Origin of the sequence: Sphingomonas melonis (assembly GCF_013409985.1) — a bacterium.
Classification (GTDB): Bacteria; Pseudomonadota; Alphaproteobacteria; order Sphingomonadales; family Sphingomonadaceae; genus Sphingomonas; species Sphingomonas melonis_A.
Genome location: NZ_JACCBY010000001.1, coordinates 1,377,506 through 1,392,267, shown reverse-complemented (window position 1 = coordinate 1,392,267; position 14,762 = coordinate 1,377,506). Strand labels below are relative to the sequence as shown.

General features: G+C 70.1%; 11 protein-coding genes. 8 read left to right on the top strand and 3 right to left on the bottom strand.

Annotated elements, in window-relative coordinates:
- Positions 1-246 precede the first annotated feature (246 nt).
- The 8 genes from HD841_RS06645 to HD841_RS06610 all read left to right on the top strand — a co-directional run bounded on the left by HD841_RS06645 (position 247) and on the right by HD841_RS06610 (position 13,735).
- Positions 247-3,423 carry a helicase-related protein gene (locus HD841_RS06645; protein ID WP_179508011.1) on the top strand — a complete coding sequence of 1,059 codons (3,177 nt, stop codon included), beginning with the start codon at positions 247-249 and terminating at the stop codon, positions 3,421-3,423.
- Between the two features lie 293 nt (positions 3,424-3,716).
- Positions 3,717-4,268, top strand: a complete 552-nt coding sequence (locus HD841_RS06640) for a DNA-3-methyladenine glycosylase (RefSeq protein WP_179508010.1) — start codon at positions 3,717-3,719, stop codon at positions 4,266-4,268.
- Positions 4,269-4,420: 152 nt separating this feature from the next.
- A complete protein-coding gene (locus tag HD841_RS06635; RefSeq protein WP_179508009.1) occupies positions 4,421-4,660 on the top strand; it encodes a hypothetical protein in 240 nt (79 codons plus the stop codon).
- Between the two features lie 114 nt (positions 4,661-4,774).
- Entirely contained in the window at positions 4,775-6,886 is a 2,112-nt protein-coding gene (gene glgX, locus HD841_RS06630; RefSeq protein WP_373562941.1) for a glycogen debranching protein GlgX, read from the top strand.
- Positions 6,883-8,577, top strand: a complete 1,695-nt coding sequence (treZ, locus tag HD841_RS06625; RefSeq protein ID WP_179508008.1) for a malto-oligosyltrehalose trehalohydrolase — start codon at positions 6,883-6,885, stop codon at positions 8,575-8,577. The genes glgX and treZ overlap by 4 nt, the downstream gene beginning before the upstream one ends.
- Before the next feature lie 439 nt (positions 8,578-9,016).
- Positions 9,017-10,924 carry a 4-alpha-glucanotransferase gene (gene malQ / locus HD841_RS06620; protein WP_179508007.1) on the top strand — a complete coding sequence of 636 codons (1,908 nt, stop codon included), beginning with the start codon at positions 9,017-9,019 and terminating at the stop codon, positions 10,922-10,924.
- A complete protein-coding gene (treY, locus tag HD841_RS06615) occupies positions 10,921-13,230 on the top strand; it encodes a malto-oligosyltrehalose synthase (RefSeq protein WP_179508006.1) in 2,310 nt (769 codons plus the stop codon). The genes malQ and treY overlap by 4 nt, the downstream gene beginning before the upstream one ends.
- 103 nt (positions 13,231-13,333) lie before the next feature.
- Positions 13,334-13,735 carry a hypothetical protein gene (locus HD841_RS06610; protein WP_179508005.1) on the top strand — a complete coding sequence of 134 codons (402 nt, stop codon included), beginning with the start codon at positions 13,334-13,336 and terminating at the stop codon, positions 13,733-13,735.
- Here HD841_RS06610 and HD841_RS06605 read toward each other — a convergent pair.
- The 3 genes from HD841_RS06605 to HD841_RS06595 form a co-directional block, all read right to left on the bottom strand.
- Positions 13,692-13,886, bottom strand: a complete 195-nt coding sequence (locus tag HD841_RS06605; protein WP_179508004.1) for a hypothetical protein — start codon at positions 13,884-13,886, stop codon at positions 13,692-13,694. The genes HD841_RS06610 and HD841_RS06605 overlap by 44 nt on opposite strands.
- Positions 13,887-14,025: 139 nt before the next feature.
- Positions 14,026-14,442 (bottom strand): cupin domain-containing protein, encoded by a 417-nt coding sequence (locus HD841_RS06600; protein WP_179508003.1) that lies wholly within the window; start codon positions 14,440-14,442, stop codon positions 14,026-14,028.
- A gap of 63 nt (positions 14,443-14,505) precedes the next feature.
- The gene (locus HD841_RS06595; RefSeq protein ID WP_179508002.1) at positions 14,506-14,709 is read right to left on the bottom strand and encodes a hypothetical protein; all 204 of its coding nucleotides are present in this window, start codon (positions 14,707-14,709) and stop codon (positions 14,506-14,508) included.
- Positions 14,710-14,762 lie beyond the last annotated feature (53 nt).

Below are 14,762 nucleotides of genomic sequence, written 5' to 3'. Positions count from 1 at the left end.
CACGTCCGGGGTGACGGGGTGGGATTGGGGGGCGGCGGACTCAAGCGAACGTCCACACGATAGCCTTGCCCTCCCGGGGCCGGCGCTATCTCCAAAGCTTGAATGTCGAGCCGGTCTATATCCCGGGTAAGCGGGCCGCGGCGCGGCCTTGAACGCGCTATCCACAGCTTTCGCACCGACACCGAAGGAACGTCGCAGCCGACCGGCCGTTCGGAACGACCCTCTTCCGAAAGGCAACATAGGTCTATGCCGGCCACCGCCAGCTCTGCCGCCGACGCTCCCCTGCTGGCACCCGATACCTCCGGCCCCGACCCGCTCGGCATTGCCGAGACCGCCGCCGCGCTGGCCGAACGGCTCGGCGAGGGCGACCTGCTCTATGCCGTCGCCGACGAACCTCGCGCGATCGCACTGAGCCATGCGCTCGCGCTCGCCGTCCCCGATGCCGAGGTGCTGTTCTGCCCCGGCAGCGACGCGCTGCCCGGTGATGCCGCCCCCGCCTCGCCCGGCAATGTCGGCCAGCGCGTTTCGGCGCTGCGCCGCATCCGCCTGCTGCTCGACAGCGGCGAGCGGCCGCGCATCGCCTGCATCACCACCGGCGAGGCGCTCGGCCGCGCCTATCCCGCCCCCGACTCCTTCGCCGCCGCGCCGCCGCGCGTCGACGACGGCGCCCCGATCGATCTCGAGGCGCTGTTCGCCAGCCTGACCGAGATCGGCTACACCCCCGACGAACGCGTCGACGAGCCCGGTGAGGTCGCCTTGCGCGGCCAGGTGCTCGATGTCTTCCCCGCCGACGCCAGCCTGCCGCTGCGTGTCGAGGTGGTCGACGGCCACGTCGCCGGCCTGCGCTGTTTCGACCCGGGCGACCAGCGCACCACCGGCGCGATCGCGGCGCGCGAACTCGGCCGCGTCGCCGAACCGCCGCTCGCCGACGCCGGTGTGCCGCTCGCCGCCCATCTGCCGGACGCGCGGATCGGCATCGAACCCGCCGCCGACGCGCGCCGCGCCCGCTTCCTCGCGCTCGCCGCCGATGCCGCCCGGCGCCGGCCGAAACGGGCGATCAGCGACACGCTGAGCGATGCGCGCTGGCGCAAGGCGCTCGCCGATCGCGCCCTGCCGCCGCTGGAGCGCGCCGGCGACCCGCCACCCCGCTTCGTCGAGCACAAGGCGCCGATGCGCGCCTTCGCCAAGGCAGCACGCGCGGCGATCGACGCCGGCGACCGGCTCGCGATCCTGGGCGGGACGCGTGACCTGCGCTTCCTGCAACGCCGTATCGCCAAGACGCTCAAGCTGCCGGTCGCAGAGGCCTCCTCATGGCAGGCGATCCGCAGCGCCGCGCCGGGCAGCGTTCACGCGCTGCCCCTTGCCGCCGACCGCGGCTTTCGTCGCGACGGCGTGCTCGCCATCGCCGCCGCCGACCTGCTCGGCAGCCGCGCCGAGCGCGACGGCCCGACCACCCCGGTCGCCGACACCGGCCTGTTCGATTATGGCGAGATCCGCATCGGCGACGTCGTCGTGCACGAGGATCACGGCCTCGCCGTCGTCACCGGCCTGCAATCCCTGCCCGACGAGGCGGGCGACGCCATCGCGCTGACCTATGCCGACGCCGGCGTCCGGCTCGTCCCCGTCACCGAGGCCGATCGCATCTGGCGCTACGGCGCGGATGCCGAGGCGGTGACGCTCGACAAGCTCGACGGCGCGAGCTGGCAGAAGCGGCGCGGCGCGATCGATGCCGCGATCGCCGAAAGCGCCCGCGGCCTGACCGAACTCGCCGCCGAACGCGGCCAGCGCGCCGCGCCCAAGCTCGTCCCCGATATCGCCGCCTACGAGCGGTTCGCCGCCGGCTTCGCCTTTACCGAGACTCCCGATCAGGCGCGCGCCATCGCCGCGGTGCGCGACGATCTCGCCTCGGGCAGGCCGATGGACCGGCTGGTGATCGGCGATGTCGGCTACGGCAAGACCGAGGTCGCGCTGCGCGCCGCGGCGATCGCCGCGCTTGCCGGCCATCAGGTCGCGATCGCGGCGCCGACCACGGTGCTCGCCCGCCAGCATCTCGAAAGCTTCGCGGCGCGGTTCGAGGGGACCGACATCGTCGTCGCCGGCCTGTCGCGCCTCACCTCCGCCGCCGACCGCAAGCGGATCAAGGCCGGGCTCGCCGACGGATCGGTGCATGTCGTCGTCGGCACCGGCGCGGTCGCCGCCAAGGGCATCGCCTATCAGGATCTCGCGCTGGTCATCATCGACGAGGAGCAACGGTTCGGCGCCGCCGACAAGACGCGGCTGCGCGAGCTCGGCGCCGGCCATGTGCTGACGCTCAGCGCGACGCCGATCCCGCGCACCTTGCAGACCGCGCTGATCGGGCTCCAGCAGCTTTCGGTCATCGCCACGCCGCCGGCGCGGCGCCAGCCGATCCGCACCGTCGTCGGCGCCTTCGACGCCACCGTCGTGCGCACCGCGCTGCTGCGCGAGCGCACCCGCGGCGGCCAGAGCTTCGTTGTCGTGCCGCGCATCGAGGACATGGCGCCGCTCGCCGAGAAGCTCGCCAAGTCGGTGCCCGAGCTGGAGATCGTCCAGGCGCACGGCAAAATGCCCGCCGCCGAGATCGACGAGGCGATGGTGCGCTTCGCCGGCGGTGACGGCGACGTGCTGCTCGCCACCAACATCATCGAGGCCGGGCTCGACGTGCCGCGCGCCAATACGATGGTGATCTGGCGCGCCGACCGCTTCGGCCTGTCGCAGCTGCACCAGCTGCGCGGGCGGGTCGGCCGCGGCATCCGGCGCGGCCAGGTGCTGCTGCTCACCGATCCCGAGGCGACGATCGCGCCGCGCACGCTCAAGCGGCTGAAGACGCTGGAGGCGTTCGACCGGCTCGGTGCCGGCTTCGCGATCAGCGCGCGCGACCTCGACATGCGCGGCGCCGGCGACCTGCTCGGCGAGACGCAGGCGGGCCATATGAAGCTCATCGGCATCGACCTCTACCAGCATCTGCTCGAAAGCGCGCTGCGCACCGCGCGCGGCGAGACGGTCGAGCGCTGGAGCCCCGAACTGCATCTCGGCCTCGACGGGCACCTGCCCGACAGCTGGATGCCCGAGGAGGAGCTGCGCGTCACCACCTACGCGCGGCTCGCGCGGATCGAGGATGCCGACGGGCTCGACGCCCTGACCGACGAGCTGGAGGACCGGTTCGGCGACCTGCCCGACGCTGCGCGGCTGCTGCTCGCCGTCGCGCGCATCCGCGTCGCGGCGCGCGCGGCGGACATCGCGCGGATCGACGCCGGCCCGGGCGCGATCGCGCTGACCCCGCGCAAGCCGGTGACGCCGCCGGAGGGCTTTACGGAGAAGAACGGCCGCCTGATCCTCGCCGAACGGATCGAGGACCCGCAGGCACGGCTGGAACGGCTCGAGACAGTGCTCGACGAATGGTGACGCTTAGCCCTCCTCCGCCGCAAGGCAGGGCTATCGCATAGGACCGTCTGTTTGAGCCGGTCGCCCGCCAACGCCACCCCGTCACCCCGGACTCGTTCCGGGGTCCACTCCGCGGCGAGGAGAAGGGCTTGATGCGACACCATTCTCTTGCGGCTGGGTGGACCCCGGAACAAGTCCGGGGTGACGGCTATGATCAGGAAACCGATCGAACCTCGCCCCCGGCCATGGGCAATCGCCCTGTGTCGGGAGGCAGGTGTTGCCCCCGCACGCCCGCCGCGCCTAACTCCACCCCGATGCCCCTCCCCCGCTCCTTCTTCGATCGCGACGTGGCGACCGTCGCCCGCGACCTCATCGGCGCGGCGCTGCTGATCGACGGCGTCGGCGGCACGATCGTCGAGACCGAGGCCTATGATGCCGACGACCCCGCCTCGCACAGCGCGCGCGGGCCGACACCGCGCAACGCGGCGATGTTCGGCCCCGCCGGCCACGCCTATGTCTATCGCAGCTACGGCATCCACTGGTGCCTCAACCTCGTCTGCCGTCCCGGCAGCGCGGTGCTGATCCGCGCGATCGAGCCAACCGACGGCGTCGCGACGATGGTCGCGCGGCGCGGCCTCGCCGATCCGCGCCTGCTGTGCGCCGGACCGGGCCGGCTGTGCCAGGCGCTCGGCGTCGACAAGGCGCTCGACGGCGTACCGCTCGACCGGCCGCCCTTCACGCTCGCCGCCGCCGCTGCCGCGCTGCCGACCCATGCCGGCGCGCGGATCGGCATCACCCGTGCGGTCGAGACGCCGTGGCGCTTCTGCGCGATCGGCTCGCGCTTCCTCAGCAAGCCCGCACGCTGATCCCAAGCTTCGGCACCGCCCGCCAGATGTTGGCGTTCCACGCAGGATCAAACGGCCGAAATCCGCCCTCTTCCCTCGTAGGCAGTGTTTGGCATGCATAATGCACTACCACAGATGCAGCCGCATCGGGCTGTGTCCTTGGGAGGAACATCATGCTCATCACCACCATCGCCGCCGCGCTCCTGTCCGTCACCGCCGCCTCCGCCGCGGCGCCCGCCCCGTCGGCCACCCCCACCGCCCCGGCTGCCCCGGCTGCCGCCACCGCAGGCGCGACGTACAATCCGCGCGTCTGCCTGGTCGATCAGGTCACCGGCTCGCACATCCCGCGGCGCGAGTGCAAGTCGCTCAGCCAGTGGCGTGCCGAGGGCCTCGACCCGCTCGCCAAGCGCTGATCCGAACAGGCGCGCCGGCCCCACCGCCGGCGCGCCGCCCGCGTTTTAGCGGGGGAGCTTCCATGCCGCACCTGCGTTTGGCGGAGCGACGATCATCATGGGGGTTCCTAAGACGTGCATTCCTTGCCCGACCGGCTCGAGCCGGGCTCGCCGTATCCGCTGGGTGCGACCTTTGACGGTCTCGGCGTCAATTTCGCGGTCTTCAGCGCCAATGCCGACCGTATCGAGCTCTGCGTCTTCGATTCTGCCGGCAAGCGCGAGTTGCAGCGGATCACGCTGCCCGAATGTACCGACGAGGTGTTCCACGGCTATCTGCCCGATGCCGCGCCCGGCCTGATCTACGGCTATCGCGCGCACGGCCGCTACGAGCCGGAGAACGGCCACCGCTTCAATCCCAACAAATTGCTGCTCGATCCCTATGCGCGGCGGCTGCACGGCCAGATCAAATGGACCGACGCGCTGCACGGCTACAAGGTCGGCCACGCGCGCGAGGACCTGAGCTTCGACAAGCGCGACAGCGCGCCGGCGATGCCCAAGGCGGTGGTGGTTGACGACCATTGGGACTGGTCGCGCGACACCAAGCCCAACACGCCCTGGTCCGAAACCGTGATCTACGAGGCGCACGTCAAGGGACTGACCAAGCTGATGGAGCTAGTGCCGCCACGCGAACGCGGCAGCTATGCCGCGCTCGGGCACCCGGCGGTGATCGCGCATCTCAAGCGGATCGGCGTCACCGCGCTCGAACTGCTGCCGATCCACAGCTTCACGCAGGACCGATTCCTGCAGGAAAAGGGCCTCAGGAACTATTGGGGCTATAACACGCTCGGCTTCTTCGCGCCCGAACAGGCCTATATGTCGACCGACAGCCAGGACGAGCTGCGCCGCGCCGTCCACCGCCTGCACAAGGCGGGGATCGAGGTGATCCTCGACGTCGTCTACAACCACACCTGTGAGGGTTCGGAAAAGGGTCCGACGCTGTCATGGCGCGGGCTCGACAATGCGAGCTATTACCGGCTGGTCCAGGATCAGCCGCGCTACACGATCAACGACACCGGCACCGGCAACACGCTCAACCTCACCAAGGCGCGCGTCATCCAGATGGTGACCGACTCGCTGCGCTATTGGGCGACGAGCTTCGGCATCGACGGCTTCCGCTTCGACCTCGGCCTGACGCTTGGGCGCGAGGATGACGGCTTCGACCCCGGCGCCGCCTTCTTCGACGTGGTCCGCCAGGACCCGGTGCTCGGCCGGCTGAAGCTGATGGCGGAGCCGTGGGACGTCGGCCCCGGCGGCTATCAGCTCGGCAATTTCCCGCCCGGTTTCGCCGAGTGGAACGACAAATACCGCGACACCGTCCGCCAGTTCTGGCGCGGCGATGCCGGCCAGCGCGCCGATCTCGCCGCGCGGCTGGCGGGGTCGGGCGACCTGTTCGACCGCCGCTCGCGCCGGCCATGGGCGAGCATCAACATGCTCGCGGCGCACGACGGCTTCACCCTCGCCGACACGGTGATGTACGAGCAGCGCCACAACGAGGCCAATGGCGAGGACAATCGCGACGGCCACGACAACAACCATTCGCGCAACTGGGGTCACGAAGGCCCGACCGACGATCCCGCGATCAACGACGCGCGCGGCCGCGTCCAGCGCTCGATGCTGACCACCCTGCTCGCCTCGCTCGGCACGCCGATGCTCGTCGCCGGGGACGAATTCGGACGGACGCAGCAGGGCAACAACAACGCTTATTGCCAGGACAATGAGATCAGCTGGCTCGACTGGGAACTGGCGGCGAGCGAGGCCGGGCAGACGCAGATCGACTTCGTCGCGCGGCTGGCCGAGCTGCGCCGCCGCTATCCGGTGCTGCGCGCGGCGACCTTCCTCTACGGCCAGGATTCGCCCGGCCACGGCATCAACGACGTCGAATGGTGGGACGAGCGCGGCGAGCGACTGAGCCCCGAGGATTGGCAGAACCCGGAGGGGCGCGCACTGATGATGCGCCGCGCCAGCCGCAACGAGGCGGGCGAGGTCGAGGCGATCTCGCTGCTGCTCAACGGCTCGGCCGATCCGGTGACCTTCCACCTGCCGCCGCCGCATGCCGGGCGCACCGTGCTGATCGACAGCGCCAAGCCCGATCAGGGCGAACTGGCGATCGAGGACAGCTACGAGGTGTCGCCGCAGGGCGCGGTGCTGGTCACCTGGACGAGCAGCTTCGGGGAGGGCGAGGCATGAGCCACCGCTGGGGCGCACAGCTGCTGGAGGACGGCCGCACCCGCTTCGCGATATGGGCGCCGGCGCGCGATGCGGTGGCCCTGGAGATCGACGGCGGCGCGACGATCGCGATGGAGGCTGCCGAGGGCGGCTGGTTCACCGCCACTGCCGACGCACCCGCGGGCACCCGTTATCGCTTCCGTCTCGACGATCTCGCCGTGCCCGATCCGGCGAGCCGCGCGCAATCGGGCGGCGTCCATGGCTGGAGCCTCGTGATCGATTCCGGTTATGCCTGGACGGTGCCCGACTGGCGCGGCCGGCCGTGGGAAGAGACGGTGCTGATCGAGCTGCACGCCGGCGTGCTTGGCGGCTTCCGGGGCGTCATGGACCAGATCCCGACGCTCGCTGCGCTCGGCATCACCGCGATCGAGCTGATGCCGGTCAACGCCTTCGGCGGCACGCGCAACTGGGGCTATGACGGCGTCCTGCCCTATGCCCCCGCCGAAGCCTATGGCGCGCCCGCCGACCTCAAGGCCTTGGTGGACGAGGCGCATGCCTTCGGCCTCTCGGTCTTTCTCGACGTGGTCTACAATCACTTCGGCCCCGACGGAAACTATCTGTCGGTCTATGCGCCCGACTTCTTCGACGCCGCGGTTCACACCCCCTGGGGCGGCGCGGTCGCGGTGGACCAGCCGGCGGTGCATCGTTTCTTCGTCGACAATGCGCTGATGTGGCTCGGCGAATATCGCATCGACGGCCTGCGCTTCGACGCGGTGCACGCCATCGGCAACACCGACTTCCTCGACGCGATGGCGGCGGAGATCCGCGCCGCCTTCCCCGACCGGCAGATCCACCTCGTCCTCGAAAACGAGCGCAACGACGCCGAACGGCTGCGCGACGGCGCGTACGATGCGCAGTGGAACGACGATTTCCACAACGTGCTGCACGTGCTGCTCACCGGCGAGACCAGCGCCTATTACAGCGATTTCGCCGACCGGCCCGCCGAACGGCTGGCGCGCTGCCTGGCGGAAGGGTTCATCTATCAGGGCGAAGGCTCGGCCAATCACGACGGCGCGCCCCGCGGCACGCCGAGCGCGCAGCTCGCGCCGACACGCTTCGTCGCCTTCCTTCAGAACCACGACCAGGTCGGCAATCGCGCGCTCGGCGAGCGGCTGACCATGCTCACCGACACCGCGCGGCTGCGCGCGGCGACCGCGCTGCTGCTGCTTGGGCCGCAGGTGCCGATGCTGTTCATGGGCGATACCGAGGGCAGCGAAACGCCGTTCCTGTTCTTCACCGACTTCCACAACGAGCTGGCCGATGCGGTGCGCAAGGGCCGGCGCAAGGAATTCGCCAAGTTCGACGCCTTCGCCGACCCCGCCGCGCGCGAGCGCATCCCCGACCCCAATGCGCCGGACACGTTCGAACGCTCCCGCCCCGAGCCCGGCCCCGACGCGCATGGCTGGCGCACGCTGATCCGCGACCTGATCGCACTGCGCCAGAGCGCGATCGTGCCGCATCTGGCGGGCACGCGGGCGATCGGTGCCGAGGCGACCGGCGAGGCGGCGGTCACCGCGCGCTGGCGGCTCGGCGACGGCAGCGTGCTGACGATCGCGCTCGACCTCGCCTACGACCCGGCACCGCTCCCGGAATGCGAAGGCGAGTTGCTGCACGCCGAAGGCGAACGCTTCCGCGCGTGGATCGCGAAATGACGGGCGCGCAGCGGCGCGAAGGACGCAGGGGGGGTGCCGTCGAGGCCGGCGGCAGCCTCTTGCGCCAAGATGATGTTCACGCGAAGGCGCGAAGGCGCGAAGATGTCTCGCATCGGCGGGCTCCCGTTCTGCTTCTTCTTCGCGGCTTCGCGCCCTCGCGTGAATCCCTCTTCGTCGGGACGGATCATCGGACCGCGACGCTGGCCAAGCCACGCGCCACCCTCTGCGTTCTCAGCGCCTCTGCGCGCGAAAACGATTTCAAGACCATGCGGACCGCCATGTTCGCGGCCACCTCGTCACCCCGGACGTGTTCCGAGGTTCACCGTTCCGCGAGAGCAACGCTGTTTACGCCAGCGGATCGGTGGAGGCCGGAACGAGTCCGGCATGACGGGCTGAAGGTGACAGGCGTCTCGTTTCTCGCAGGCGACGGAGCAACATCGTGAGCGACCTGGCCACCGAAGCCGCCGCCGCCGGGCTACAGGCCGAATGGGAGGATGCCGACGGTCGCCAGCACCGCGTCGACGATGCGGTGCTGCGCGCGATCCTCGCTACGCTCGACACGCGCGTCGACGGCGTGCCGTTCGTCACCGGTGATACCGGCCAGCCGATCGTGACCCCCGCCAAGCCCGGCACCGCGCAACTGGTGCTCGAGGACGGCACCACCTGCGCCGTCACCATCGCCGCCGACGGCACGATCCCCGCGATCGCCGAGCCCGGTTACCACCGCCTCGATACCGCCACCGGCCCGGTCACGCTCGCCATCGCCCCGCCGCGCTGCGTCGCGCCGCCACCCGGCCATAGCTGGGGGCCGGCGGTGCAGATCCCCGCATTGCGCGGATCGCGCCCGGCGCCATATGGCGACCTCGGCACGCTCGCCAAAGCCGCGCGCGCCTTCGCCGAAGCCGGTGCGGATACGCTCGCGATCAGCCCGACGCATGCGCTCTTCCCCGCCGATGCGACGCGGTTCAGCCCCTATGCGCCCTCGAGCCGGCTGTTCCACCACGCGCTGCTCGCCGATCCCGTGCTCGCCGGCCTGTCCGACACCGGCCCCGCCGGGGGCGACCTGATCGACTGGCGGCAGGCATGGCCCGACCGCATCGCGCAGTTGCGCGCCGCCTTCGATCGCGCCCCCGCCGCTCTGCGCACCCGCTTCGATGCCGCCCGCGCGGAGCGGCCCGACTGGGACGAGCACGCCCGCTTCGACGCCCTCCACAGCCATTTCTTCGCCGAGAGCGGCGCACGCGGCTGGCAGGACTGGCCCGCCGCCTATCACGATCCCGCCGGCCCCGCCGTCGCCCGCTTCGTCGCCGACCACGCGCAGGACGTCGCCTTCTACGCCTTCCTGCAATGGCTCACCGACGCCAGCCTTGCGCAGGCGCAGGTGGCGGCGCGCGACGCCGGCATGCGGATCGGCCTGATCGCCGATCTCGCCGTCGGCATGGACGCCGGCGGCAGCCATGGCTGGAACCGCCGCGACGACCTGCTCACCGGCCTGTCGATCGGCGCGCCGCCCGATCCGCTCGGGCCGCAGGGCCAGAATTGGGGCATCACCGCGCTGTCGCCGTTCGCGCTGCGCCGCACCGGCTTCGACGGCTTCATCCGCACCGTCCGCGCCACGCTCTGCCACGCCGGTGGCCTCCGCATCGACCACGCGCTCGGATTGAAGCGCCTGTGGGTGATCCCCGACGGCGGCAAGGCGAGCGACGGCGCCTATCTCGCCATGCCCTTCGCCGACCTGCTTCGCATCCTCGCGCTCGAATCGCACCGCGCCGGGGCGATCGTGATCGGCGAGGATCTCGGCACCGTGCCGCCCGGCTTTCGCGATACGATGGCGGACAAGGGCATGCTCGGCATGCGTGTCCTCCCCTTCGAGCGCGACGCCAAGGGCTTCACCCCTGCGACGACATGGGATGCGCAGGCGGTGGCGATGACCGGCACCCACGACACCGCGACGCTGGCGGGCTGGTGGACCGGCCGCGACATCACCTGGAACCACAAGCTGAACCGCAGCAGCGATGACGAACCCGCCGACCGCCTGCGCCGCATCGGCGAGAAGAAGGCGCTGTGGACCGCCTGCACGGCCGCCGGCGTCGCGTCCGGCCCGACGCCCAACGATCCCGCCCCGGCGATCGACGCGGCGCTCGCCTTCACGCGTCAGGCGCCCTGCCCGCTGACCATCGTGCCGCTCGAGGATCTCGTCGGCATCGAGGAACAGCCCAATCTGCCCGGCACCACCGACGAACATCCCAATTGGCGCCGCCGCATGCCCGACACGACCGCGGCGCTGCTCGCCCGGCCGGAGGTCGCCCGCCGCACCCTCATCCTCGCATCGAAGAGCCCCGCATGACGCCCCGCGCCACCTATCGCATGCAGTTCCACGCCGGCTTCACCTTCGCCGATGCCGAGGCGCTGGTGCCGTATCTCGACGATCTCGGGATCAGCCATCTCTACGCCTCGCCGATCACCGTCGCCGCCAAGGGCTCGACGCACGGCTATGACGTGATCGACCCGACCCGCATCAACCCGGAGCTTGGCGGCGAGGAGGGCTTCCGCAGCCTCGTCGCCGCGCTCAAGGCGCGCGGCATGGGCGTCATCATCGACATCGTCCCCAATCACATGGGCGTCGCCGGCGGCGGCAACGCCTGGTGGAACGACGTGCTCGCCAACGGGCAGGCGAGCGCCTACGCGCGGTTCTTCGACATCGACTGGTCGCAGCGGCTGCTGCTGCCGGTGCTCGGCGATACGCTGGCCGCCACGCTCGCCAACGGCGACCTCGCGGTCGAGGGCAACGCGATCGTCGCTTATGGCGAGCACCGCTTCCCGTTGCGCCCCGATGTCGAGGAAACCGACCTCGCCACCTTGCTCGACCGCCAGCATTACCGGCTGGCGAGCTGGCGCGTCGCCAACGACCTGCTCAACTGGCGCCGCTTCTTCACCGTCAACGACCTCGCCGGCGTCCGCATCGAGGACCCCGAGGTGTTCGAGGCGACGCATGCGCTGTATGTCCGGCTGTACGAGGAAGGGTTGATCGACGGCGTGCGCGTCGACCATGTCGACGGCCTCACCGATCCGATCGGCTATTGCCGCACGTTGCGCGAACGGCTCGGTCCCGATGCATGGATCGTCATCGAGAAGATCCTCGGCGCCGGCGAAGGGCAGCCGCTCGGCTGGGGTGTCGATGGCACCAGCGGCTACGACTTCATGGAACAGGTCGCGACGCTGATCCACGATCCGCTGGGCGCGCTGCCGCTCGAGGAGGTGTGGCAGGAGGTCAGCGGCCGCTATCAGGGGTTCGAGGCGGAGGAGTTCGAGGCGCGGCAGGATCTGCTGGCCTGGCAGTTCTCCGCCCAGCTCGACGCCTGCGTCGCCGCCTTCGTCGCGCTGAACCAGGACGAGGCCGTCACGCCCGTGATGCTGCGCCGCGCGATCGAACGGCTGCTGTGGGTCTTCCCGGTCTATCGGACCTATGGCACCGGCGACGCCGCCGCGCCGCAGGATGCCGCGATCCGCGGACTCGTCCGCGAACGCGTCGCCTGGCTGATCCCGCCCGGCGAGGCGCATGTCGTCGATCGCATCCTCGCCTGGCTCGCCGGTGAGGGGCCGCAGGGTTCTTCGGGCGACGCCGCCGACGCCGTCCGCCGCTTCCAGCAGCTTTCCGCGCCGATCGCCGCCAAATCGGTCGAGGATACCGCCTTCTACCGCTCGGGCCGTCTGCTCTCGCGCAACGATGTCGGCTTCGACGCGACGATCCTCGGCATCCCCGTCGACGCCTTCCACCGCATCATGGCCGATCGCGCCCGCGACGTGCCGGCTGCGATGTTGACCACCGCGACGCACGACCACAAGCGCGGCGAAGACGTCCGCGCGCGGCTGGCGGTGCTCAGCACCATCCCCGATGCGTGGCGGGCGCGCGTCGAGGCGTGGGAAGCGACGGCGTGGACCTGGGATCACGACGTCGACGGCGGCGACCGCTATATGCTGCTCCAGACGATCGTCGGCGCCTGGCCCGAAGAGGGCGCGGCCGGCGATTTCGCCGACCGGCTTAAGGCGTGGCAGCAGAAGGCGCTGCGCGAGGCCAAGCTGCGCTCGTCCTGGGAAGCGCCCGACGAGACCTATGAGGCCGCCGGCGCGGCGCTGATCGACAGCTATCTCGCCGACCCGCGCTTCGTTGCCGAGGTGACCGCCTTCGTCGCCGAGATCGAGCCCGCGGCGCGCGCGAACACGCTCGTGCAGACGCTGCTCCGCTACACGCTGCCCGGCGTTCCCGACCTCTATCAGGGCACCGAGCTTGCCGATCTCAGCCTCGTCGATCCCGACAATCGCCGCCCGGTGGATTATGCGGCGCGGCAGGCGCTGCTCGGCAGCGATGCGGCACCCGCAAAGCTGCAACTGATCGCCGACCTGCTCGCGCTGCGCCGTGCCGAGCCCGCGCTGTTCGCCGACGGCGAATACCGGCCCGCGACGGTCGACGGCAGCGACCGTATCCTCGCCTTCACCCGCAGTGCAGGCGGGCGCCAGCTGCATGTCGCGGTGCTTGTCCGCGGTACCGCCGTGCCCGACGCAAGCATCCGTTTCGTGGACGGCAGCACAATCGCCGCCTCGGACGCCTTTGCAAAAGGATCGACGTGGTATGATATCATCGGAAATGGCTGATATTTATCAGCAGCGTGATCAAAAACAGGGGTTTGCTGGTTGTCTGATCAGTACCGCTCCGGCAGGACTAGGGTAAGATAGGATAAGAGGATATCGGGGACCCATGCCACAAGCACGCCTCGTCGATTTCTGGGCCAAGGCGATCGCCGCCCGGTCGCCCGCGATGCTGCAACAATTGCGCGGGGTCGCGCAGGGTCTTCTCGCCGCCCGTACCGCCTTGCGATCGGTGATGCCGGGCGAGTTCGTCAACAATCCGCCGATCGACCTGTTGTACACGCTGTTCGTCGCCGAGGAGCAGACGATGGCGCTCCCGCCGCTGATCACCGCCACGGCGGTATCGGCGCCGGTCGCGCGGCGCTGGGTGGACGTGCTGGTCGATCGCGACCTCGTCACCGAACGCGGCGGGATCATCACGCTGACCGAAGCCGGCTTCGTGATGGTTGCCGAAGCCTGTCAGGCGATCATTGAGTCGCAGACGGTCGCCGCGGGGTCGGTCCTGAACTGAAGCGCAATTCGTCGGCACGGCGCGTGACCGTGTCCAGCGCCTGCTCCAGCTCGGCCGCCGCCAGCGTCTCGTCGGCCTCGACGATCAGCTCAAGCGCCCGCGCGATCAGCATGCGGGCCTCGTCAAGCCGGGTCGCATTGTCATCAGCCATGCGAATACCTCCGCTCCGAACGACACCCATGCCGCGCGGTGGTGGATGCAACCAAGCCCGCTAAAAATCAAACGACAATCGTCTCCATCGGCGGACGCCTGTCCCCCGATGGAGCGAAGTGACCAGAACGAGTCGGGACTTAGTGCCCGACGACGTCCTTCACCTTGTCGACCGCCTTGGCCAGCAGGCCCTTCTCGGCCTCTTCGGCTTCGGCCTTGGTCTTGAAGGCGGCGCCCTCCGGCTCGGCCGGCGGCGCATAGACCGAGAACAGCTTGAGCGCGCCCGCGCCCTTGTTGACGATATTGTGCTGCGCGCCCTTGGGCACGACGACGAGGTGGTTGGGCGTCGCCGTGGTCGAATGGCCGTCGATCACCACCTGCGCCTCGCCCTCGACGATGAAGGTTGTCTGATCGGCGGGGTGCGTCTCCATGCCGATCTCTTCGCCGGCCGGAATCGCCATCAACACGATCTGCACCTTGGCGTCGCGATAGACCTCCTTCTGCCACAGCGTGTTCTTGCCGGCGAGGTCGATCATGTCCTTGTTGAAGATCGCCATTGCTGATTCGCTCCCATATCTGCGTTCGCAGCATTGGACGAACGAACCGGCGGGGCGTTCCGCTCAGTCCCACAGAAGCCGCCAAAAGCTGCGCCACGCGCGCCAGGGCGCAGCCGCCGGCAGCGCCGGAGCGAGCGCCGCGCGCCGTGTCGCATAGATGGTGGCGAGATGGTGATGCACCCGCCGCGCCCGCTTGCAGCGCGCCCACCGCGCCATGTGCAGCTCATGCAATTCGCGGCGGCGCAAATATTCGAACTCAGGATTCATCTGTCCTGTCCCTCTTCTCCATGTTCACCTCGCTAGAGTGTGTCACGGAACCG

Excerpts from the sequence above, each read along its gene's own strand:
- HD841_RS06645 (WP_179508011.1), top strand. The coding sequence starts at position 247 with ATGCCGGCCACCGCCAGCTCTGCCGCCGACGCTCCCCTGCTGGCACCC.
- HD841_RS06640 (WP_179508010.1), top strand. The coding sequence starts at position 3,717 with ATGCCCCTCCCCCGCTCCTTCTTCGATCGCGACGTGGCGACCGTCGCC.
- HD841_RS06635 (WP_179508009.1), top strand. The coding sequence starts at position 4,421 with ATGCTCATCACCACCATCGCCGCCGCGCTCCTGTCCGTCACCGCCGCC.
- treZ (WP_179508008.1), top strand. The coding sequence starts at position 6,883 with ATGAGCCACCGCTGGGGCGCACAGCTGCTGGAGGACGGCCGCACCCGC.
- treY (WP_179508006.1), top strand. The coding sequence starts at position 10,921 with ATGACGCCCCGCGCCACCTATCGCATGCAGTTCCACGCCGGCTTCACC.
- HD841_RS06610 (WP_179508005.1), top strand. The coding sequence starts at position 13,334 with ATGCCACAAGCACGCCTCGTCGATTTCTGGGCCAAGGCGATCGCCGCC.
- HD841_RS06605 (WP_179508004.1), bottom strand. The coding sequence starts at position 13,886 with ATGGCTGATGACAATGCGACCCGGCTTGACGAGGCCCGCATGCTGATC.
- HD841_RS06600 (WP_179508003.1), bottom strand. The coding sequence starts at position 14,442 with ATGGCGATCTTCAACAAGGACATGATCGACCTCGCCGGCAAGAACACG.
- HD841_RS06595 (WP_179508002.1), bottom strand. The coding sequence starts at position 14,709 with ATGAATCCTGAGTTCGAATATTTGCGCCGCCGCGAATTGCATGAGCTG.